Origin of the sequence: Petralouisia muris (genome assembly GCF_004793545.1) — a bacterium.
GTDB classification, from domain to species: Bacteria; Bacillota; Clostridia; order Lachnospirales; family Lachnospiraceae; genus Petralouisia; species Petralouisia muris.
This window is the reverse complement of record NZ_SRYA01000044.1, coordinates 20,199-40,073: the sequence shown is the minus strand read 5'-3', so window position 1 is coordinate 40,073 and position 19,875 is coordinate 20,199. Positions and strand designations below refer to the sequence as shown.

Sequence of the window (19,875 nt, the reverse complement as noted above, 5' to 3'; positions counted from 1 at the left end):
ATGAATGGGTGTAAAGACATCCGGTATTGTTCTTTTCCTTAAGTTAATGACATTGTGATTTTCCGGGCTTTTTGAGAGGCGCAGACCGGATTTGAACCGGTGAATCAGGGTGTTGCAGACCCACGCCTTACCACTTGGCTACTGCGCCGTAACTAAATAATTTAATGTTCAAATAAGTAATCATCAGACTTATTATCCAATGCCTTAACTTATTATATTATAACAAACATTAAAATATTCGTCAAGAATTATATTCCATAAAATACCAAAAAAGATATGATACAGAAATGACTCCTACGGGAATCGAACCCGTGTTACCGCCGTGAAAGGGCGATGTCTTAACCGCTTGACCAAGGAGCCGTAACATTGTCAACAACAAAGACAATGTTATCATAACTTTATTCTTTTTGCAAGTACTTTTTTTAAAAATTTCACGCTCTATATTTTGTCAATAGTTTTGCGACAACTTTTCTAAAAAAATTTTTATGCCAATTTCTGTATTTCTTCCTCGAATAACTCCGCTGATGTCCTGTATTCAAAAATCCCCCTCGGATAATTGTTTATCCATTCTTCAATAAATGCTATCTCTTCGTCTGTCCTATCGTCAAAATCTACCCCTTTTGGTATGTGCCTACGGATAAGCCTATTATTATTTTCATTTGTTCCACGTTCCCAACTACTGTACGGGTGGCAGTAAAATACAAAGGTACGTTTTTCCCCGTTGTTCAATACGGATTTTTCCATACCCTCATAATCTGCAAACTCTACCCCGTTATCTACGGTTATGCTTCTGAATATGCTACTAAACATATCCCCCCATTTCCTCTCCAGTCTGTCCAGTGCTTCAACAACGGAGGCTGCTGTTTGGTCTTTCAGCTTAACAACAATTTCATCACGGGTCTTTCTTTCCGTCAGCACAAGCATACAGGATTTTGTAACCCCACGCTGCCCCTTGACTGTATCCATTTCCCAATGCCCGAATACTTCCCGATTCTTTACCTCCTCTGGTCTGTTCTCGATACTTTCCCCCGCACTTGCCCTTTTCTGCACTTTGACTTTCTTATTGTGTTTTTTCTTCTTACTCTTAATAGGTAGGTCTTTGTTTGTCAGCTTCAAAAATATTCCGTTGTCTATATATCTGTAAAGCGTCCTTACGCTGATTGTCGTTTTAAATTCAATGCCCGACCTTTTGACCTCTGCCAGTGCTGCCTCCGGGCTAAATTTATCATCTACTATTTTGCTTTCTATATACTCTGCTAATTCCCTGTCGTTCCCTATTTTTAATGCCCTGCCTTTTCCCTCTTGTGCGTAATCGTGTGCTTTCTGCCCTAAATCGCTACTATATCGTTCCTCTTCCGTATAATCTGAATTTCTATGTATGTATTTCCCTTTATCGTATTCTCGGTATATATTGCTTCTGTGAAAATGTAATTGCTCTGCCACTTCTGCCTTTGAATGTCCGGCATTTAACAACGCTTCCATTTTTATCCTGTCGTTATGTGTCATTTGCTTAAATTTTCTCATAGTCGCACCTCCAACAAAAAGGGCAGCAAGGTTTTTATGCCCTGCTGCCCTGTCTTGCTTTTTTAATCCTCTTCGGTTACTTTTTCTACATCCCCATTATCTATATATACAATATAATCAACCAAGTGCATACCGCTAAACATTATTTTTGCGTCATGCTCTTCTCCGTCCACATACTCATATTCTGATACATATAGATTTCCTGCAACCTTGCTAATGCTTGTACTGGTCTTTGTTGTGAGGTTTATAACCGCTAAAATAGTTTCGTCAGAATCAAAGTGATTTTTATAGCATGATAGGGCATATTCTGTAACGTCAAAATTATCCTCCGCTAAAACCAAGCATTTCCATCTTTCTGTAACATCATTTCTTACAGTGTCATAATTGGTTGAGTGTATTTCCGTTATGTCCTTATCGCTTATGCCTACTATATTATCTCCTGTCCTGTGTTCTACTGTTTCCTCGGTCTGTTTTTCCGTTTCCGGCTGCTGTGTTTCTTCGTCTTTTTTGTCTGATTCCGTGGTTGCTATATTAGCAGTACCCACCCCGAACTTCTGTTCGTTTTCGTTGTTCTGTGCTATTTGTTCCGTTGCCTGTCCTGTTTCCTGTGTATCGTCCTTACTGCTGTTTGCCAATAAGCCATACCCCAAAAGTACCACAACGACCGCACCAATAATAAAATACTTTTTCTTCATAGCAATTTGCCTCCTTTGGTTTTGTGTCCGAATCGGTCTATAATACTTGATTTTTCCGTTTTATCCTGCTATTATTGTTTTAACACAAGGGGCAGTCAGCAGGATTGTTTTGGTATCTGCCCCTCATGTGTTCCCTTTTATGTCTTACTTATTCAGTAAGGCTTTTATTTTTTCTTTGGCTTCGTCCAAGTCCTTACACTCTGATAAGATTTCCAAAATCTTTCTTGTTTGGTTTTCCTCTGCCGTCTGCTTTAATAATTCTGCTAAGTTCATTTCATCTTGCTCCATTCAATATCTCCTTTCCTGCCATTCCCTTGTTACAATATATATTATATACTTGCACAAGTATATTGTCAATAGTTTTTCGACACTTTTTGAAATTATTATTGTACGATATTCCTTACATGTCAACTCTATTTTTAACAATACCTAAAGTAAAACAGATAAACCCGTTGCTCCGTGCTTAACGAATTATCCAATAGCAAAGAAATAAAATCAGCTTCCGGCATTATCTTTATTTTGATTCTTAACCCAAATATAAAATTATATAAATTTCTTGCAATTTCAAGCATTACTGCACCCCTCTCTTCTCATTGATTGCTGCTATCACAAATTCGTTACGGCTCTTATATCCCTGTTCTTTTGCTGCCCTGTCTATTTCCTGCATTTCCCCTTTTGGCACAACGACCGAAAATCTGTCATATGCTTTAGCGTTGTACTTGTTTTTGCTTTTGGTACGGCTTGCCCTGTTGTCCTCTGTGTTCGCCATTCTTCCACCTCCTGTATCATCTGATAATATCAGTAAATGTCTTATTGGGATTGTATCATACTTTTTATACTTATGCAAGTATACAATCTGCACAACTTATTTATATACTTGCATAAGTATTTTTGTGCGCTATTCCGGGTTGAAAATATACTTGCACAAGTATATAATAAAATCATCAAAGGAAAACAAAAACAAAAAACGGAGGTACAAAGAAATGACAAATACAGAAATTATTATCAATGAAGCACTGGCAAACGGGTTATATACAAAGGAACAAATAGAGGATATACTTTCAAGCGGTCACATGATACCTTTACATACATTCCAAGCATGGAAAAGTGCCGGATACATTGTAAAAAAGGGAGAACACGCACGAATCACTACCCGCCTTTGGAAATTCACAAACAAGGCAAAGAAAAGTGAGGAGGCGGACGAAAATACAGAGGGTACAGAAAACAATCACTATTACTTAGCAAAAGCCTTTCTGTTTACCGCCGACCAAGTAGAAAAGATAGGCTGATACCAATATAAAAGCTGCCGGGGATTCCCCCGGCGGTATCCCAAAAAGTGAGGTAAAAATATTATGGATTTTGAAAGATACGAAAAGTATATGAACGCAAGGGCAGCAGTCAGAAAAGAGAACAAACGCCGGATAGCGGAGAAATTTTCCGAATGTGAAAAATATGTTGCTGAAAACTTTGTTTCCTGTGGCTGCGTCTTTACCAAGCATGATGAAAATTTAAAGAAACAAGGCTTTATGATATGGCAAGACAACGGCACTATTTCCCATAAATGGCTAACCCTTAAAGAATGTGGTATTACACCCCTTGAATTGCTTCCGTATCCCGAATATAAATAAAAAACAACCCCCAAAAGCTGATGTAAGCCGTTGGGGGTTGTCTGCCGTTTCTTCCTGTATCCTATTTTACAAACCTGTCTTTTAACTCTTTCAATGTATCCCACCCGTACATAGCGATATACGCCACAACAAAAGCTGCAAATACCGCCAACGCCACATAATACCATAATAGCATTGCATGGGCGTATGCAACATAAATCAATAATGCTGCTACCGTTACGACTAAGGATACAAGGATAACAAACGCCTTTGTAGGCAGTTTCTTAATTCCCGGCATATCCTTTAACAGTTCCGTAATGAGGGATACCATAAAAGCCAATGCTCCCAAAACGCCAATAATGGCAAATGAATATTCTGATATAATCTGCATACTTTACCTCCGTTTTTTGTGTCCGAATCGGTCTATTTTACATTTTCTTTGTCCACCCAACCGTAAACGCCTTTTCCGTCCTGTGAAATTAAATGGTACGGGTGTGCGCCTTTTTCGTTGATTGCTGTTACTTTACAGGTGCTTACAACGTCTTTTTCTGTGCTTGCCTGTTTTGCCGTTGATGACTTGTAAACCGGTCCCCCTGTAAATGTCAGCCGGTCCCCACAAGATACCGTTTTAGGGTCATTATCTGCGGTTGTGGCTAATTCCTTGATTGATTCCACGCTTACCCAACCGTAAACGCCTTTTCCGTCCTGTGAAATTAAGTGGTACGGGTGTGCGCTTCCGGGATTTGTTGCCGTTACCCGGCACTTACTGATTATTTCCTTTGTTGTGCTTGCTGTTTTCGCCATTGAGGACACAAAAACGCCACCGCCGATAAAAGTTACACTAACTCCAATTTCAAGCGATTTTGTGGCGTTCTGTGCTGTCTGTGGGGTATCCTGTTCCTTTTCTTCCTGTACGTCCGTCAGCTTGCTTTCTTTTACCGCCTTGTATACCTTTACCCTACGGCTTTCATATTGCCCCATTACGCTATCTTTCAGTGCATAGGCGTGTATTTTATCAAGCCCTACCTTTTCAACGCCCCCTGATTCATTTCCGGCGGTTGTGGCTATCCTTTTACTTGCACCACTTCCCCCTTGATTCTCTAAATCCGCATAATAGGCAAGTGCTTTTTGTGATACCAACCCGGCTTTTACGCCGTTTTTAACGTAAGCCGTTATATCCTTTTCGGCTAAATCGTCCTGTACTTCTTTCCCCTGTGGCGTTTTCAACAATTCAGAAATTACCTTTGCCTCCGCTTCGGTTGCTTCCCTCTCCAGTTTGTTCCATGCGTCCGCACTGCTCCCGGCAATCTCATTATACAGGCTTTCGCCTAAAATCTTTTTTGCCTGTTCTGTATCCTTTTTTACAATGGATTGCAAGAGGGGCAACGCACGGCCCCAATATGCGTTCCACTGGCATTTTCCTATACTCATGCCGTGTTTATTGTCGTTTCTGTTGACGCTGCCATAGTTGCCCTCCTGTGAATAGATGATACCGCTTGCAACATTGACAACTTTCTTTATCTGTGCTGCCGTCACTGCCATAACTGCCCTCCTATACTTTTTTCGTGTAACCTAAACTGATGTATCCTGCACCGCTTTTCAGTTTGCCCCATTTTGTGCTGCCGTTCATTTCCTCGCCTACAATGGTATAGACTTCCCCGGCGTGTACCTGTGTTGATACAGGGTAACTTGTTCCCGGACCTTTCCTCACATTCAAAATTCCGGCGGTTATCTTTACCAAATAACCTCCTGTACCTGTCGTTGTTTCCTGTTTCTTGTCCGGGGCCTGTGCTGCCGTGCTGCCGTTCATAGCTTTTTTAATATCCTTTCGGAATTGTGCCATAGTCAAGCCGTATTTGTTCCAAATATGCTCCACATCTCCGTGATTGCTTGCGATTCCCCTTTTATGTCCCTCTGAATGTGAAATAATAACCCCGTCTTTCTCTGGGTTGAGGTTGTATTTCTTGCACAAATAGGCAAAAAGTTCTACCGCCGTTTTATACGTCTTTGTCACAAAATCCTTTGTAGCTGCCGGGTTAAAGTCCTTAAAGCTGCTCCCGCCTGTGTACTTGATTGTGTCCGGTTCTGTCGTTTCCACTCCGATATGCGTATTGTTTCCGCTTCCCTTGCTTCCGCTTCCGCAATGCCACCCCCTACGATTCCACGGCAAAAGCTGCAGTACCGTTCCGTCTGCCTGTAATACGGCGTGTACGCATACATTGGCACTGCTCTTATTCCAGTTATTGAAAAATACTGACGCTTTCGGCTGTGGACACCCCACGGAATGTATCATAAGTCCTTGTACCGTGATTGTCCTACCGCAAGTGTAACATGGGTTTTTAGTAACAATGCTTTCCTTGATGTTCATGTTGCTGCCTCCTTAAATGTTTATATTGTTTAAATCAACCGAAATATCCTTTGTTTCCTCCGGGTATCCCTGCTTGATTTTAACCAAGTTTTCTGCCTTTGCTTTCCAACAATACAACGCTATAACCGTTGTTGTCGGTGCTGCTATGTACGTTGCCAATACCCCAAACTGGCTAAAGTCTATCAGCGTAACTTTGATACCAATAGCCAACCCGATAAAATAGGTAAGCAAAACGGCAACCAATACCGCTTTTGTGAAATTAGGCTTTGCCCTCTTCCCTTTGTCCTGTTTTTTCAATCGCCATCTTTTATTTGCAATTCTGAATAACAGGCAAAAAATAAAGAATCCTAAAAGGATTCCCCCGATAACGCATATAAAATATTTCATTTTCCGCTTATTCCTCCTGCCTGTGTGCTTTTTGGTTTATATGTTTTTCCACTTTCCCTATTGCTTCTGTGACAGGCCCGTTACAACCCTGTTCTTTTAATCCTTTCAGACACGCCAATACCGCATATGTAAGCAAACACAATTCGTCCTGCATATCTTCAATATCTTTCTTTTCCTGTTTCCTTAATTTCTCAATATCCTTTGTCTGTTTTTCCTGTTCTTGAAACCATTTTATTACCCTGTAAGCTGCGGCCCCTATCGCCGTTAATGCGCCAAGCACCCCCGCAATGGTAATTATCGTTGCCGAATCAATGTACATCTTTCTGCTCCTTTCTGATAAAGGAAAAGTGCGGTAAAAACCGCACTTCCTTTTTACAAATTTTCGCTTGCTTCCTGTAAGGCTTTTGCTGCCTTTTTAATCCTCATGCTTACGTTGTCTGCTATAAAACCTCCTGTATCCCTGCTATGTTCCATCTCTAGTGCCATATCATAGATTATTTCAGACTGCGCCTTAATAATTTCCTTTAGGCTCTCCGCCACCTCTAGGGCGGTCATCATTCAAAGTCCTCGCCTGTAATCTCTTTGTATTCTGCCTTTGAGATTACATGGTAACTCACAAACTGCCTAAGCTGTTCTTTTGTGCAACCGCCCCTGTTGTAACGCTCCTGTAGTGTCTTAAATCTTGCTGAATATGCTGTTTTTGCCATTGTATTATTCTCCTTTCGTTTGCTGCAGTTCCAAAACCGCCAATTCTAAATCTGTGATTGCTAAATCTTTTTCAATGTCCCTTAATTCCAGTTCCGTAATGTACTGCTCCATTTCCGGAATGACATTCTCTCTCGCCCTCTTTTCCGCAAGGCTTTTTTCTTTTATTCGTTCCATTTTTGCACCTCCTTAATCAAAACAATATCCGATAGCGAATACATACACTCTTTCAGTGCTACTGTTTTTCGTTACCGTTACCCGGACAGAAACTCCGTACTTTTCCTCGTCAAATTCTGTATTGGCAAAATGATAGGCTTTTTTGTTCTTAAATGCTTCTGTTGCATTTTCCCAAATAACCTCCGCATTGTAAGCACAGTTCGTAACCTCTACCATAATATCCGGGTTTCCTGTCTTGTCATAATCAATATTAAGCATAATCTTTCCTGCAGGTGCGTCCGTTTCCACCGGCTTTATTTCAAAACTCAATTCCCTGTACAGTTTTGTAAAATCAATATAGCGGTATGCCTCCGCGCCGTCTGAATTGACTGCTTTAATTGTCAGCCTGTGTGCCTGTTCGTCCTCCAGTAAGTCAAACCCGGACAGGTCAAAGGCTATATTTTGGCTCTGCGGTGCTTCACTTATCGTCCTTACCTCTGTATCGTCTATATACTCCGTTATGTCGATACTTTTAAATTCCGAATCGTTGACTTGATATGTCACTTCAAAAGGCTTCCACTTATTCCCTATGTCGGAGTCCGTTCCGCTTATTGCAATACTTGATGTTATCCTGTTGAATGTTACCGTTTTTGTGCTTCTGTTTCCGTATGTATCCACCGCACTGATTGTTAGTGTGTGCTGCCCCTGTGCAAGTGAATTTATCTTTGTGGCTGATATTTTCACGCTATATTTATGCCCCAAAACTATCTGGTCTATTGTCTGTACTGTTTCTTCGTCCAGTTTTACGGTTGCTGTTACACTGTCGTTGTCTGTGTCCGTGATTGTGTATTCTATATCGAACGGTGCATTTTTATCTCCTAAGTTTTCTCCATCCGTTGTAATTACAGGTGGCGCATTCCAAATTATTGTATATGCCCCATCTGTATCGGCTGCGTCAGATACAAGGATAGAAGAGGATACGACACAAGCGGGGCGAACGCCACCGCCGCCATTGCACGCATTGTTGTAGTGGAGCGTGCCGTCCGTATTCACACGGCGAGCATAGTAGGAATGGGAAGCGTCCGGCGTTCTAAGCCACCACCACCACGGCTTGCCCACTGCTAAACTGCCACTTTTATACTCCGATTTTGCCACTGCTTCCGCTGTTGGGTATGCAATGCGGTTACTCGCCGTTTTGAACAAGTCATATATGCTTCCCTCTGCAATGTTATTTTCATTGGCTAATCCAACTTCCGTATTGGATAACAGGAAAATTTTCTGTGTTGTATCTTCGTAACTGCCACCATCTATAACGGTATTTTTTGCAACCCTTTTTGTCACTGTCATAAGTGTTGCTTTAAGCTGTGCAGAAAAATTTGTTAAAAATCCGGCTTCCCCGTCATACTCATTATTATTACTCCATACATTACCATTGTTTGGCGGTGCGTCTGCGCTATGTTGTGCTGCGTACCACTGCCCTGCTGCCTTTTCGCTGTTCAGCCATTGTTTTATATTAGAGTACAAGTAACGGTTATTTCCGTACTGTTTGCGGTTGCTGTCACTGTTTCCTGCTTCAATAGCGTCAAAACATTTTAATGTTATGATGTTTGACGTAATCAACGCTGTTGACCCCGCCGGGTCCCCTGTGTGGTTGTGTTCCATAACGGTAAACAATATAGGCTTCCCGTTATAGGCTGTCTGTGTATCTTTTACCTTCGCCCCCACTGGTAGGCTGCTTAGTAATTTTGGCATTGTTTTTAACCTCCTGTTTCTGCTTCTTTTTTCTTTGCCTTTGTTTACTGTATTTTTTCAACTTTTCATATCTTGCCTTTTCTGATTCGGATAAGTAATTTATGAATAAGCCATAAAAATAACAATCCATCTCCTGCAGTACATAATAGGTATTCCCACGCTTAACGTGTGCTTTCCATGCTTGATAGGATTCCTTGACCGTTTCAAATGTCAGTTCCCGGCGTTCAACCTTTTCTTTCTGTTTCCTAAGTTTCTGCCTTTCGTGGCTCTTTGTTTTTGCCTTTACTCTAAAAACAATCTTTCCACTTTCCGTAAGGTATACATGAAATCCCAAAAAATTTATGCCTGTTGTAACTGGCACAATTTTTGTTTTCTTATCATTAAGCCTTAAACCTAATTCATTTGCCTTTTTCCGTATTTCTTCAAGGCAATACTTTAAGTGTTCTTTGCTCTCATGGATTAAATAAAAATCGTCCATATACCGACTATGCCCCTCAATCCGTAACCGTTCTTTTATCATATGGTCTATCGGACTTGCTGCCATTAGTGCGTCAAGCTGTGATAGCTGATTCCCTAACGGTACGCCTACTTCCCCACCTGTACTTGCGTGTATCATGCGTATTAGTTTGATAATCTTTTCGTCCTTAAACTCTTTTTCGTACATTTCATTCAGCAAATCATGGGGCAGACTGTCAAAATATCCTTTAAAATCAGATACAAGGATAAATCCGCTTGTACCGTGTTTTTTGTAAAAATGCCTTAAATCCTCTTTCAGACAGTCAAGCGTAAAATCTGTGCCTTTATTTTTAAGGCTTGCTCCATTACTGCATGTGAATGTAGGGGTAATTCTCGGCGTTAAAATGTTGTCGCAAAGATTTTTCTGTACTACCCTGTCTTTATACTGTGTGCTTTTGATGTTCCTTTCTTTTCCTCTTTCGTTTACAGTAAAACAATGATACTTACCCATTCTGTATTGCCCTGTCTGCAAAAGATACTGTAGGTAAAGCGTACTCTCCAATGCCCTTATATCGTATGTTGCTACGCTGTCTTTCCACCTTTTTCCTTTTCTGCAACTTCTGTGTGCCTGATACAGTTTTTCAAAATCCGTAAGTATCCCGTAATCGTCATATTCGTTTTCTTTTCTTGTTATCATTGTTCCTCTTTCTAAAAATCCGCACCGCATACAAATGAGTACAAAACCGCAACTACTCCAAATGTGGGGCAAGGGTGTCGGCACTCCTTTATTCGTCATGCACTTATCCGCTGCTATGACTGGGATATACTCTCCTTGTGTGGTGGGCCTCTGATTTCAGCGGTTGACCGCTTACTCTGTCGCATATTCCACCCAATCGGGGCGAACGCCATTGTTGCCATTGTACGCATTGTTGTTGTTGAGCGTGCCGTCCGTATTCACATTGCGAGCATTGTAGGAATTGGAAGCGTTCGGCGTTTACAGAATATACCCCAAATTATTTACTTAAACTTATCTTTAAATCTTTCCTCGTCTTTCTTAAACCATGCTGCCGTCAGCGTCCTAACTTCAAAAACAGATTTCGCCCAAAATGCCACTTTATCACTGCTAAGAGAAAACAGTTCTTTGCAAATATCAACCGTTGCCATAAGACTACGACAATATGCCATAGCCTGCCGTTGTCGCATTTGTCTGTACTGTAGTTCCGCTTTTGTCCTCGGATAAATTTCGTTTGCTTCAATTAGGCAAGTGACAATCTCAAAGGCTTTATCCTGTATCTTATTCACTACCGACAACCTGTAACGCTTTGGGAAATTTTTTTCGTTATTCGTTATCCGTAAAGTATATATAACCATTTCTTTAGCTTTTACGATAACTGTCAAATCCCCCTGCGTCCGTTCCCCTGTTCGTACACTCATAGGCTTATGCATACACGCACTTGTTTACAGAATCGAACGCACCTTTAACCATGATTACATCATTGTTGTCTGCGAATGTTTCTATAACGGCGTTTTCAGAATCTATTGCGTCAGCGTCCGTAAGCGTTGCTACTGTCATTGCCATTTTAAGCATATCCCTTTTCATGCCGTCCATATTTTTTTCAAAACTCCCGGCAATACTTAACGCTTCCTGTATCTGTTCCTGTGTTGTTGCGTTTATTGCTTCAATCTGTGCTTTTACCTCTAGCCTTAAACGCTCAATATCTTTTTTCGTAGCCATTACCACTGTAGGGTCTACAATCAACTCCACACTGTCCGTATTGGCTAATGCTATTTCCATAGATAAATCAAGTTCATGCACAACGCCATCTGACACCTTTACTTTCTGTGTGTCTGGGGTATTGCATATTGCTATCAATGTGCCGTCTTTATCAAATACCCCCATTTCACGGATTGTAAAACCTCCTGTGTCTGACGGTATCACGGATTCAATGATTAAAAGGTTTTCGGATTCCTCGCTTATATAACAGGCGTTTACCGGTCCCCTCCATACCTCGTTTTTTAATTCTTTTGCGCTCATTGCCGGGGTGTAAAATCTCCCCCCACCATCTCCTACCGCAAACTCCGTAATACTTAGTTTTTCGCCTTTGTCCAATGCTTCAAGCATTTTTCTTGTGCCCGAATCGGTCACAACTGTAAAGTATGTACTTGCCATGTGTTACTGCTCCTTTCTTATGCTCATTGTCAGCTTGCTTTTGTGATACGCTTTCACGCTTCCTATTGCTTCCATTCCCGTCCTTAAAGCGTCTGTGGTATAGTATTTTACCTTTATGCTGTTTAACGCCTGTAAATAGGCGGTAATGGCTTTTTTAGTTCCTGTCGTGATTTCTGTATCAAGCAACGGTTTTACTCTCAATGTTGTACCTGTAAGCGTTGCTGCCCTTATATCGTTTTGCCCTGCTGCTTTTATGCTTTTTTGTAATAGTGGTTTTACTTTTAATTCCAGCCTTTCAAGCATAACGGCCCTTAGTTCTACTTCCCCTGCTACCTTTATGTTTTCCTGCAATAATGGCTTTACTTTTAGCGTTGTTCCTACCTCATGCAAGGCAACCGCCTTAACCATTGCTTTTTCAACGCTCAAAATATAAAAAATACCATCACAACGGGAACGTAAATTCTTGTAAAACTGCATTTTTTCCACAATCTCACGGCTTGTATCTTCACTCAATCCCTCGTTTCCGATATTTACTGTAATCCTAAATGTGTATGGTTCGCCCTCATAATCAAACCATTCTACGACTTTTGCCGTCCTGTATACGTCTTGCAACACTGTTTCCACCGCATATTTTGTTCCTAATTTTTGGTGTACCTTTATGCTGTTTTTTATGATTTTCCTTTTGATTTCTACCGGGTAATCATAATCGTACCAGTCAACGTGCAACTCATACGCCAACACATCAAGCCACGTTTCCGATAATTCCTCTATGTTGGCGTATATGATATTTTTCTTTGTTTCGTTGGCTGTTATATGTAACTCCTCTGCTATAATCTGCCCTAAAGCAAACATTGATTCATCTTTTTTTAGTGCTGGAGGGAATTTTGTCATAAAATCAGCGTCTTTAATTTTATTCATCTTCCACACCCCCAAAGTTCACACTTTCCTCCCTTACTATTGCCACGCTTCCTTTTGGTATCTGTGTGAATACAGGGGAGTTTATTTCAACCCTTTTTATCCCCGATTCCATAAGCATAGCATTAAAATAGGACGGGTTAATATCCCGCCCCATTTTTGAGGTCTGCCATAATATGTAGTTTTCTACTGCCAATGCCACCGCCTGTTTAATATCGCTTGTGCTTGCTTCTTTTTCCTTTGATACAAAATATTTTATATCTATGTCAAACTCTACCGTGTCTGGTGCTGCTACTAATACCGTATCCGTCAGTGGTCTAATATCGTCCGCACTTAAATACTCCCGTACCTTTTCTGTCAGCTCTATGTCCGGCAACTCCCCATTGTGCAACATAATCCTTATATCAACCACTCCCGGCTGCGGACTCTCTGCCGATACGTCACTAATTTGTGATGATACGCTTTTAGCATGGTAAATATAACTCCCCCTTGACCCGGCGGTTGTATAACTTTCCTCGCTTTCCCTCATGCGGTTATAATATTCTGCGTCTTTTTCCTCTTCACTTCCCCCGGCTGTTTCCGTAACATTTGTTACCGCTTTGAAATACAAAAATTCATCTGATACCAATTTGTCAACCTGTCCGGGTGTGAAGCCGTTCCCGACCTCTCCAACCGTAGTACACACCGCCGGAGCGTCCGCATAGTCTGCCCCGGCTTTAAAAATTATATGTCCTGTAGTTTCAAAATTTATTTCTCCGTCAACCGTTACTTCCAGTGCGTCCGTTATGATAAAATCTTCCGTCAGTGTTTTTGTAAGATAAAACCTAAGCGTTGTTTTCGCTGCTGTCGGCTCTAACCTCGGTGTATTGTGGAATATCTCGCTAAGGGAGTCTAAATATTGCCCCTCTGCATACCGTGGTAAATTCTGTTTTGCCGATTCATTGATTAGTACCCTTTCCTGTATAATCACATCTGCAAGCCATAGGATAAACGCCCTAACCGGGTCTGCCGGATATAGCGTCCTTTTTGTGATTTCCTCATACCCCGCTATCAGCTTGTTTACAAGTGATTCTGTATCAGTATCTACAAACTCAACCTCCGGCAAATTACTCGGTATATTCCTCGTTGTCGTATTCGTCATTGATTTCCACCTCCACTATTGGTTTTAATATACCTCTTTCATAATCAGCTTCAAAGTCAATGTTTACGATTTCTGCCCTCGGTTCGTATTCCTCTGTCTTATCGTAAATATTTATTGTTGCTAATGCTTTTGCTGTGTCTATCGGTTTATCTATGTATGCACCGCTTAATCCAAGTCCCCTGTCAAGCGGTATATCATATTCCGTTGACGAATAAAGGAAATAAAGGTTTTGTATAACCTCTTCATATACCGTTGCCGGGTCTAAGTTTATTTCATTTTCCTTTGTTGTATCTACTATGTATGTCATGCTGCCCTACCTTTCTGGGTATTCCTGTAATGAAATACTGCTTTTTGCTATCAGTAAATTACCTTTATTGTCAAATTTTTCATAATCTTTAGAGTGCTGTGTTATTACCCATTTCGTACCGTACTTTTTACCGCCTATAACCAAAGTGAGTATTTTCCCTTTTTTTCTATACTTGTCTATTTTGTCCTGCATTTTTCTAGGATTGACTCCCAAAAATGCAGACAGGTAAATAGTAAAACTCGCTGCGTCTGTATCATTGTACTGAAATTCAAGTAACGGCTTTTTATTATGGCGTGTGTGTTTTGCGTAATTTGTCTTGCTCTCAATCTTCAATCCGTCAAACGTCTGTATTGTTTTTTCTGATACCGTAAATACAATATCTCCAAGCGTTCCTATCTTTCCGGCTTTCTGCTCTGTTTTTTTCTTTTCAATTTTGCGTATATTTTGCAGTGTTCCCACTACTCTTTTTGCCTGTGTGCTTTTTACTGTTTTAAGTACCGCTGCCTGTTTTTTCGCCATTAGATACCTCCCAAAATAAAGCCGTCACCCTCGCCCTCCGGCTTAAAAATACATAATACCCATTGCCCTATATATGGTATCCACGGATACACCTTTATAATCCTGTCTGACGTACCTTTCCATGTATGCAGAATATCCGGGTATTCTTCTTTGTATTTATCTCCTATTCCTAATTTCCTGTCATGTTGTGCATAATCAGCTTCATAATTCCATTTTACCCCTGCGTCTTTCCATTCCATAACCATAAAAGGCGTATTCTGTACTATCCTTAAATCCCCTGTCACAATCCCCTGTTCTTCTATCTTGACCCTTGCCGTCATTTTTTCCTTATTTACGCTGCTTACTATGCCAATCCGTACCATGTCCTGTAGTTCCCTTATGTCGTTATCATCAAAATCATTTATCATCAATACCCCTCCAAACAACTGCGTAATTTTATTTGCACCTTATAACCGCCTGTAATGCTGTGTGTTGCCTGTTCTACTATGTATTTGCCGTTAAATTCCCCATATCCGTATACCCTTACTGTGATACCTGCCACATAATCCACATCTCCGATTAGTGTAAATTCTGCCGTTGTTTCCCCTTTGTTTTTGGCTCTTAGTGACTTTCTAGCCAATTCCTTAGCTTCCGCAACGCTTGATACCTTTTGTTTTATTTCCAAGGTCTGTCCGTCAGAGTTTGCATTTTCCGGCTTGTATGTTGCTTCTATTTTCTTTTTTGTGTCCGGGTCTGTATATACAACGTGGCATGATGAATAAGCAGTATCCGCTGTCTTTGTAGAAAAACTGTAACTAAGTATGTTTCCTTTTCCCGCCTTTATTTTTTTGACTTCTGCTTTTTTCTCATAGTCCGCTGCGTCAAACAATACGATTGTTTTTGACGTAATTTTAAGGCTGATTCCGGCACGTTTGCACATACGCTTCAAAAATGCTATATCTGTCATATTCCTTTGCTCTCTGCGTTTATATACAGGATTAGAATTTGACAGGTACATAAGTTTCATACTGCTTCGTTTCGCTATCTTTTGCGCCATGTTCTTTAGCGTTGTATTTTCCCATGTTTTATTATACTTTGTCTGCCTTAATTTTGTTTTGTATGGTATTGATGTAGCCTTGATTGTTAATTTTTGTGGCGGCCCCGTATAATTTACGCTGTCAATCTCAAATACCCCGCAGTCTAATACTTTGTCTTTTCCGTCCGTATATGGATTTTTTTGGATAACCATAGCGTGTATTTCCGTGCCTTTGAACGCCCTTTTTTCGTTTTTCTTTGCTGTTGTTTTCTTTTGTGTTACTGTTTCCCCCTCTACATCTTCCGCATTGACCCAACCATAAACCTTTTTTCCGTCCTGTGAAATTAAGTGGTATGGGTGTGCATTGCTGTTTGCTATCGTGCATTTACATTTACTTGCACCCCTTGTTACTGTCGGTTCTGCTGCTGAGGAGGATATATAAACCGGTCCGCCTTTGAATTGTACAATGTTCCCGACCTTTACCTCCCCTTTTTTTGTTACTGCCTGTTCTTTTGCTTTTGTTTTATTTGTATTAAGCCAATCCTTAATCCATTTTCCCTCTCTATCATCAAGCGATATGCTAATATCGTCCGTTTCGTCCTCTTCCTTATCCGTGAATGACAGGGATAACAGGTATTTTGACAGATCCTTTGATATGTCTGCACCCTTGAAATAGAGTTTTACTGCCGTTCTCCTTGCTAACGTCTTATCACTCATTTTCCGTTACCCCCTGTTTCCACGGAGGCAATGTTTCCGATACCTCTAAATCAATTTCCGGGAGGGTCAACTCGACCCCCGCCGGAAATATATAGGTATCCTTATGCTCTATATTTGCTTTAATCAGCATATCCATATACATTTCATTTCCGTAAACCTTGTAAGCCACAATATCCCATGTATCCCCGGATATGGTTATATATGTATCAAGCATAAGCAACCCTGCCCTCCTGTTCTTTCTGTTCTCTTAGAATAGATATAATAATCTGCCGTATCTTTTCTAAAAATTCCTCGTCATACTGCTGCAACTGTTCTTTTATTCCGTCTGTTTCCCCACCGTTTACATTTACTGTAGGGTTGTTTGTTACATGGATTGTAATTGTACCCGCACCAATCGCCCCGGCGTTTACATTGCTTGCCGTGTTAAGGTCTTGTGCCTGTGCCATGTTGTTAAATATTTTCCCTGTCTGTGCTGCGGTAAATACGCTCCTGTTTGCTGCCCCTGTGATAAGTTCGGGGCCGTTCTCGCCTGCTATGAATGTATCCGGCGTTCTCATAGTTCCGTTTACAAATCCCGGTATAAGCGGTATGTTAATTCCTTTTCCACCTATTCCCGGCACCCAATCCGGCACTGATAATTTGTTTAGTCCTCCGATTACTGTATTGACGGCTGAAACAACCGCCCGTAATGGTGCTTTTATGATTTCTCCAAGTCCACCAACTGCACCGCTGAAAATGCTCTTGATTCCGTTCCATGCCTGCGACCAATTCCCGGTAAACACACCAGTAATAAAGTCTATCAATCCTTGAAAAATCTGCATGACATTACCTACAATGTTTGCTATGCTTTGCAATGCCGACCCTAACACGCTTGCAAAAACCTCTGCCAACAACTGAATAACAGGCACTAAGGCTTGTAAAAGCTGCTGCAATACTGGCAAAATAGCCTGTATGATGTTCTGAAAAATCGGCACTAGCGTATTAAGCAAATTTATAAATACAGGCAAAACAGTATCTATAATCTGCATTACAATAGGCAAAAGCGTTTGTATCAACTGAATAATGACAGGCAAAACCGCCTGTATAATCTCTACCAGTACAGGCACTATTGTATTTATCAAGTCGATAAGCACGGGTAAAACCGCCTGTACAATCTGCAATACCAAAGGCAAAATAGCAGATATGAGTTGTACGATAACTGGCAAAATTTCCGCTACAAGCTGTGCAAGTATCACGATAACGGCGCTTATCAGTTCTCCCAAAACAGGCAGAATAGCCGTTACAATCTGCCCCAAAAGCGGTAATATCTGCACAAATAAGTTTACAATCATAGGCAAGATTGGCAATAACCCATTCTGCAATGTGCCTAATATCGTTGGCAAAACTTCTTTTAGCGTATCAAGCACCCCTGTACCGCTTGTAAAAAATGCGTCCTTTAATGCCGTTCCTACCTGTGTTATCACGCTCCATAGCTTGTCAAATACGGCTAAACCCTCATCTCCAAAGGTATTTTGAATAAATCCCCGTACCTGTTCTAAGTGGGTTGACACATAATAAATTGCACCACCTACCGCTGCAATCACACCCACCAACGGCAATATTTTTGTAAGGATTCCACCGAATCCACCGCCCATGCTGCTTAGGTATTTCGTAATCCCCAAGCCTTTAATCATGGTAAAAGCCTTTTGAATTGACAGTATACCGCCTTTAACTTCTAAAAATCCAAGTTTCGCAATCAATCCCCCGGCTTTCAGTCCAACCAACCCGGCTACTATTTTTGCAATCGCTTTAACCGCTCCGGGGTTTTCCCTTACAAATGTTGTAACCACGGTTATTATGTCCGTAAATTTCTTTACGCCCTCTGTAAGTGTTGGGAGTAACAACTCCCCTAACTCTACCTGTAAAGCGTCAAACGCTGATTTTGCAAGCGTGATACTGCCGTTTAGGTTGTCAAGTTTCGTTTCTGCCATTCGTTTAGCTGCACCGTCACAATTATATACCGCTTCGGTCAGCTTGTTATAATCCTGTTCGGAAGCATTTACAATAGCAAGCATACCCGCAAAACTTTCTTTTCCGAAAATCGCCGTTGCTGCTGCAATCTGCTCCTGTTCTGATAAACCGCCTAAGCTGCCCCTAAGATTTTCCACCACCTCGCCAAACGATTTCATTGTACCGTCTGTTTTTGTAAGGCTGATTCCGTACTTATCCATGTATGCAGCCTGTTGTTTTGTCGGCTTTGCCATATTTGCCAATGCCGTTTTTAGGCTAGTTCCTGCCACCTCTGCTTTTATACTGGCGTTTGCCATTAAGCCTATGCCTAATGACATATCCTCCACGCTATACCCCAACGCACCTGCAACCGGAGCCACTTTTTGGAATGTTGACCCCATCATAGATACATTAGTATTTGCATTACTGGAGGCTTGTGCCAATACGTCCGAAAAATGTCCTGCGTCTGATGCCGATAACCCAAACGCCGTTAAAGCGTCTGTTACAATATCTGATACCGACCCTAATTCTTCCCCGGACGCTGCCGCAAGGTTCATAATGCCCTCAATACCGCCTAACATATCCCCTGTTTTCCAACCCGCCATTGCCATGTATTCCATAGCTTCCCCGGCTTCTGCTGCCGTAAATGCGGTTGTTGCACCCATTTCCTTAGCCTTTTGGGATAGTTTCGCCATATCCTCCGCACTGGCGTTAGATATGGATTTTACGGTTGACATCTGCTCTTGAAACTCTGCTGCTTTCTTTACCGGTCCGGCATAAATGGCAGCACCTACCGCCGTAACCGTTCCAATCAAGCCTCCTAATTGTGCTTTTGTTTCTGAAATAGCCTGTTTGTTTGCTGCCTGTTTCTCTGTTATTTCCTGTACTTTCTTCTGTGCCTTTTCTAGCTTCTCATACTGCTGCCTTAGTTCGTTTGTATCTCGCCCTAAATTGTCCGTATTTATTCCGGCTTCCCGGAGGGTATTGCTTAATTCTTCTAGCTTTTCCTCTTCCCTCGCCGTTGCGTCCTGTGCTTTTTGCAATGCCTTTTCATTCGCCTGTAGTTGTCTTGTAAGTTCCGGCGTTGCCTGCCCTGTTTCCTCAATTTCCTTTGTCAGCCGTTCATGCTCCGCCTGTAATTCACTTACTCGCTGTCTGCTCTTTTCCACGGCGTTCTGCTGCTTCTGATAAGCTGATACGTCCTTTAGTTTCTTGTCTGCACCCTTTAAATCATTCTGCAGTAATTGCATGGTTCGTGACGCATTTTTAAAGGATTGGGAAAAGTTCGGCCCAAGCCGTGCGGTTAGCTGAAAAAGTAACTCAAACTGTTTAGCCGTTGCCATTTCCCGCTCCTTTCTTCTGCTCTTCGACTACCAAGTTGTATGTCTTAATCCAAGAATCCAACCCCCTAATTGTCTGCTTTAGCCAAAACTCTAATCCTGTATGGGTTTC

Annotated in this window: 26 protein-coding genes and 2 tRNA genes; 2 read left to right on the top strand and 26 right to left on the bottom strand. The window is 41.4% G+C overall.

All coding sequences use genetic code 11. The features are described 5' to 3' along the window. Positions 1-76: 76 nt before the first annotated feature. The 6 genes from E5329_RS18785 to E5329_RS18760 all read right to left on the bottom strand — a co-directional run bounded on the left by E5329_RS18785 (position 77) and on the right by E5329_RS18760 (position 2,988). A tRNA-Cys gene (locus tag E5329_RS18785) sits at positions 77-148 on the bottom strand. Positions 149-288: 140 nt separating this feature from the next. Next, positions 289-360 (bottom strand) — tRNA-Glu (locus E5329_RS18780). A gap of 123 nt (positions 361-483) precedes the next feature. Next, positions 484-1,524, bottom strand: a complete 1,041-nt coding sequence (locus tag E5329_RS18775) for an IS30 family transposase (protein WP_135990929.1) — start codon at positions 1,522-1,524, stop codon at positions 484-486. Between the two features lie 62 nt (positions 1,525-1,586). After that, positions 1,587-2,219 carry a hypothetical protein gene (locus E5329_RS18770; RefSeq protein WP_135990928.1) on the bottom strand — a complete coding sequence of 211 codons (633 nt, stop codon included), beginning with the start codon at positions 2,217-2,219 and terminating at the stop codon, positions 1,587-1,589. Between the two features lie 144 nt (positions 2,220-2,363). Continuing rightward, positions 2,364-2,507, bottom strand: a complete 144-nt coding sequence (locus E5329_RS18765) for a protein phosphatase (RefSeq protein WP_135990927.1) — start codon at positions 2,505-2,507, stop codon at positions 2,364-2,366. Positions 2,508-2,790: 283 nt separating this feature from the next. Then, positions 2,791-2,988 carry a ribbon-helix-helix domain-containing protein gene (locus tag E5329_RS18760; RefSeq protein ID WP_135990926.1) on the bottom strand — a complete coding sequence of 66 codons (198 nt, stop codon included), beginning with the start codon at positions 2,986-2,988 and terminating at the stop codon, positions 2,791-2,793. Between the two features lie 214 nt (positions 2,989-3,202). On the opposite strand from E5329_RS18760, the gene E5329_RS30810 reads away from it, so the two are divergent. Beyond that, positions 3,203-3,508, top strand: a complete 306-nt coding sequence (locus E5329_RS30810; protein WP_275443461.1) for an ArdC-like ssDNA-binding domain-containing protein — start codon at positions 3,203-3,205, stop codon at positions 3,506-3,508. Positions 3,509-3,571: 63 nt separating this feature from the next. Next, positions 3,572-3,847 carry a hypothetical protein gene (locus tag E5329_RS18750; protein WP_135990925.1) on the top strand — a complete coding sequence of 92 codons (276 nt, stop codon included), beginning with the start codon at positions 3,572-3,574 and terminating at the stop codon, positions 3,845-3,847. A 61-nt stretch (positions 3,848-3,908) separates the two neighbouring features. Here the strand turns inward: E5329_RS18750 and E5329_RS18745 are convergent, their stop codons facing one another. From E5329_RS18745 to E5329_RS18655, 20 genes are all read right to left on the bottom strand, one after another. Continuing rightward, entirely contained in the window at positions 3,909-4,217 is a 309-nt protein-coding gene (locus E5329_RS18745) for a ribonuclease (protein ID WP_135990924.1), read from the bottom strand. Between the two features lie 32 nt (positions 4,218-4,249). After that, positions 4,250-5,368: a GW dipeptide domain-containing protein gene (locus tag E5329_RS18740; protein ID WP_135990923.1), complete on the bottom strand. Its 1,119-nt coding sequence runs from the start codon at positions 5,366-5,368 to the stop codon at positions 4,250-4,252. 10 nt (positions 5,369-5,378) lie between these two features. Then, positions 5,379-6,194 (bottom strand): N-acetylmuramoyl-L-alanine amidase, encoded by an 816-nt coding sequence (locus E5329_RS18735; protein ID WP_135990922.1) that lies wholly within the window; start codon positions 6,192-6,194, stop codon positions 5,379-5,381. 12 nt (positions 6,195-6,206) lie between these two features. Further along, positions 6,207-6,581: a hypothetical protein gene (locus E5329_RS18730; RefSeq protein ID WP_135990921.1), complete on the bottom strand. Its 375-nt coding sequence runs from the start codon at positions 6,579-6,581 to the stop codon at positions 6,207-6,209. Positions 6,582-6,588: 7 nt separating this feature from the next. Continuing rightward, entirely contained in the window at positions 6,589-6,900 is a 312-nt protein-coding gene (locus E5329_RS18725) for a branched-chain amino acid ABC transporter permease (protein ID WP_135990920.1), read from the bottom strand. A gap of 53 nt (positions 6,901-6,953) precedes the next feature. Beyond that, entirely contained in the window at positions 6,954-7,139 is a 186-nt protein-coding gene (locus E5329_RS18720; protein WP_135990919.1) for a hypothetical protein, read from the bottom strand. Beyond that, the gene (locus tag E5329_RS18715; RefSeq protein ID WP_135990918.1) at positions 7,136-7,288 is read right to left on the bottom strand and encodes an XkdX family protein; all 153 of its coding nucleotides are present in this window, start codon (positions 7,286-7,288) and stop codon (positions 7,136-7,138) included. Before E5329_RS18715 ends, E5329_RS18720 begins: the two co-directional genes overlap by 4 nt. Before the next feature lie 4 nt (positions 7,289-7,292). Continuing rightward, entirely contained in the window at positions 7,293-7,463 is a 171-nt protein-coding gene (locus E5329_RS29935; protein ID WP_168356689.1) for a hypothetical protein, read from the bottom strand. A 12-nt stretch (positions 7,464-7,475) separates the two neighbouring features. Continuing rightward, positions 7,476-9,194, bottom strand: a complete 1,719-nt coding sequence (locus E5329_RS18710; RefSeq protein ID WP_135990917.1) for a DUF6273 domain-containing protein — start codon at positions 9,192-9,194, stop codon at positions 7,476-7,478. Further along, the gene (locus E5329_RS18705) at positions 9,130-10,347 is read right to left on the bottom strand and encodes a reverse transcriptase domain-containing protein (RefSeq protein ID WP_168356688.1); all 1,218 of its coding nucleotides are present in this window, start codon (positions 10,345-10,347) and stop codon (positions 9,130-9,132) included. The genes E5329_RS18710 and E5329_RS18705 overlap by 65 nt, the downstream gene beginning before the upstream one ends. 320 nt (positions 10,348-10,667) lie before the next feature. Continuing rightward, entirely contained in the window at positions 10,668-11,084 is a 417-nt protein-coding gene (locus tag E5329_RS18700; RefSeq protein WP_135990915.1) for a four helix bundle protein, read from the bottom strand. A 4-nt stretch (positions 11,085-11,088) separates the two neighbouring features. Further along, the gene (locus tag E5329_RS18695; RefSeq protein WP_135990914.1) at positions 11,089-11,820 is read right to left on the bottom strand and encodes a phage tail protein; all 732 of its coding nucleotides are present in this window, start codon (positions 11,818-11,820) and stop codon (positions 11,089-11,091) included. Between the two features lie 3 nt (positions 11,821-11,823). Further along, a complete protein-coding gene (locus tag E5329_RS18690) occupies positions 11,824-12,738 on the bottom strand; it encodes a phage tail protein I (RefSeq protein WP_135990913.1) in 915 nt (304 codons plus the stop codon). Beyond that, complete coding sequence (locus E5329_RS18685; RefSeq protein WP_135990912.1) at positions 12,731-13,876, bottom strand: baseplate assembly protein; 1,146 nt, start codon at positions 13,874-13,876, stop codon at positions 12,731-12,733. The genes E5329_RS18690 and E5329_RS18685 overlap by 8 nt, the downstream gene beginning before the upstream one ends. Continuing rightward, entirely contained in the window at positions 13,842-14,183 is a 342-nt protein-coding gene (locus E5329_RS18680) for a hypothetical protein (protein WP_135990911.1), read from the bottom strand. The genes E5329_RS18685 and E5329_RS18680 overlap by 35 nt, the downstream gene beginning before the upstream one ends. Before the next feature lie 6 nt (positions 14,184-14,189). Next, entirely contained in the window at positions 14,190-14,702 is a 513-nt protein-coding gene (locus E5329_RS18675) for a phage tail protein (protein WP_135990910.1), read from the bottom strand. Beyond that, positions 14,702-15,109: a hypothetical protein gene (locus E5329_RS18670; protein WP_135990909.1), complete on the bottom strand. Its 408-nt coding sequence runs from the start codon at positions 15,107-15,109 to the stop codon at positions 14,702-14,704. Before E5329_RS18670 ends, E5329_RS18675 begins: the two co-directional genes overlap by 1 nt. Continuing rightward, positions 15,109-16,434 (bottom strand): phage late control D family protein, encoded by a 1,326-nt coding sequence (locus E5329_RS18665; RefSeq protein WP_135990908.1) that lies wholly within the window; start codon positions 16,432-16,434, stop codon positions 15,109-15,111. The genes E5329_RS18670 and E5329_RS18665 overlap by 1 nt, the downstream gene beginning before the upstream one ends. After that, on the bottom strand, positions 16,427-16,648 hold the full coding sequence (locus E5329_RS18660) for a tail protein X (RefSeq protein ID WP_135990907.1): 222 nt from the start codon (positions 16,646-16,648) through the stop codon (positions 16,427-16,429). The genes E5329_RS18665 and E5329_RS18660 overlap by 8 nt, the downstream gene beginning before the upstream one ends. After that, positions 16,641-19,766, bottom strand: a complete 3,126-nt coding sequence (locus tag E5329_RS18655) for a phage tail tape measure protein (RefSeq protein ID WP_135990906.1) — start codon at positions 19,764-19,766, stop codon at positions 16,641-16,643. Before E5329_RS18655 ends, E5329_RS18660 begins: the two co-directional genes overlap by 8 nt. Between the last annotated feature and the right edge of the window lie 109 nt (positions 19,767-19,875).

Bases quoted from the DNA above. Each gene is read 5' to 3' on its own strand.
- E5329_RS18775 (WP_135990929.1), bottom strand. From the start codon at position 1,524: ATGAGAAAATTTAAGCAAATGACACATAACGACAGGATAAAAATGGAA.
- E5329_RS18770 (WP_135990928.1), bottom strand. From the start codon at position 2,219: ATGAAGAAAAAGTATTTTATTATTGGTGCGGTCGTTGTGGTACTTTTG.
- E5329_RS18765 (WP_135990927.1), bottom strand. From the start codon at position 2,507: ATGGAGCAAGATGAAATGAACTTAGCAGAATTATTAAAGCAGACGGCA.
- E5329_RS18760 (WP_135990926.1), bottom strand. From the start codon at position 2,988: ATGGCGAACACAGAGGACAACAGGGCAAGCCGTACCAAAAGCAAAAAC.
- E5329_RS30810 (WP_275443461.1), top strand. From the start codon at position 3,203: ATGACAAATACAGAAATTATTATCAATGAAGCACTGGCAAACGGGTTA.
- E5329_RS18750 (WP_135990925.1), top strand. From the start codon at position 3,572: ATGGATTTTGAAAGATACGAAAAGTATATGAACGCAAGGGCAGCAGTC.
- E5329_RS18745 (WP_135990924.1), bottom strand. From the start codon at position 4,217: ATGCAGATTATATCAGAATATTCATTTGCCATTATTGGCGTTTTGGGA.
- E5329_RS18740 (WP_135990923.1), bottom strand. From the start codon at position 5,368: ATGGCAGTGACGGCAGCACAGATAAAGAAAGTTGTCAATGTTGCAAGC.
- E5329_RS18735 (WP_135990922.1), bottom strand. From the start codon at position 6,194: ATGAACATCAAGGAAAGCATTGTTACTAAAAACCCATGTTACACTTGC.
- E5329_RS18730 (WP_135990921.1), bottom strand. From the start codon at position 6,581: ATGAAATATTTTATATGCGTTATCGGGGGAATCCTTTTAGGATTCTTT.
- E5329_RS18725 (WP_135990920.1), bottom strand. From the start codon at position 6,900: ATGTACATTGATTCGGCAACGATAATTACCATTGCGGGGGTGCTTGGC.
- E5329_RS18720 (WP_135990919.1), bottom strand. From the start codon at position 7,139: ATGATGACCGCCCTAGAGGTGGCGGAGAGCCTAAAGGAAATTATTAAG.
- E5329_RS18715 (WP_135990918.1), bottom strand. From the start codon at position 7,288: ATGGCAAAAACAGCATATTCAGCAAGATTTAAGACACTACAGGAGCGT.
- E5329_RS29935 (WP_168356689.1), bottom strand. From the start codon at position 7,463: ATGGAACGAATAAAAGAAAAAAGCCTTGCGGAAAAGAGGGCGAGAGAG.
- E5329_RS18710 (WP_135990917.1), bottom strand. From the start codon at position 9,194: ATGCCAAAATTACTAAGCAGCCTACCAGTGGGGGCGAAGGTAAAAGAT.
- E5329_RS18705 (WP_168356688.1), bottom strand. From the start codon at position 10,347: ATGATAACAAGAAAAGAAAACGAATATGACGATTACGGGATACTTACG.
- E5329_RS18700 (WP_135990915.1), bottom strand. From the start codon at position 11,084: ATGAGTGTACGAACAGGGGAACGGACGCAGGGGGATTTGACAGTTATC.
- E5329_RS18695 (WP_135990914.1), bottom strand. From the start codon at position 11,820: ATGGCAAGTACATACTTTACAGTTGTGACCGATTCGGGCACAAGAAAA.
- E5329_RS18690 (WP_135990913.1), bottom strand. From the start codon at position 12,738: ATGAATAAAATTAAAGACGCTGATTTTATGACAAAATTCCCTCCAGCA.
- E5329_RS18685 (WP_135990912.1), bottom strand. From the start codon at position 13,876: ATGACGAATACGACAACGAGGAATATACCGAGTAATTTGCCGGAGGTT.
- E5329_RS18680 (WP_135990911.1), bottom strand. From the start codon at position 14,183: ATGACATACATAGTAGATACAACAAAGGAAAATGAAATAAACTTAGAC.
- E5329_RS18675 (WP_135990910.1), bottom strand. From the start codon at position 14,702: ATGGCGAAAAAACAGGCAGCGGTACTTAAAACAGTAAAAAGCACACAG.
- E5329_RS18670 (WP_135990909.1), bottom strand. From the start codon at position 15,109: ATGATAAATGATTTTGATGATAACGACATAAGGGAACTACAGGACATG.
- E5329_RS18665 (WP_135990908.1), bottom strand. From the start codon at position 16,434: ATGAGTGATAAGACGTTAGCAAGGAGAACGGCAGTAAAACTCTATTTC.
- E5329_RS18660 (WP_135990907.1), bottom strand. From the start codon at position 16,648: ATGCTTGATACATATATAACCATATCCGGGGATACATGGGATATTGTG.
- E5329_RS18655 (WP_135990906.1), bottom strand. From the start codon at position 19,766: ATGGCAACGGCTAAACAGTTTGAGTTACTTTTTCAGCTAACCGCACGG.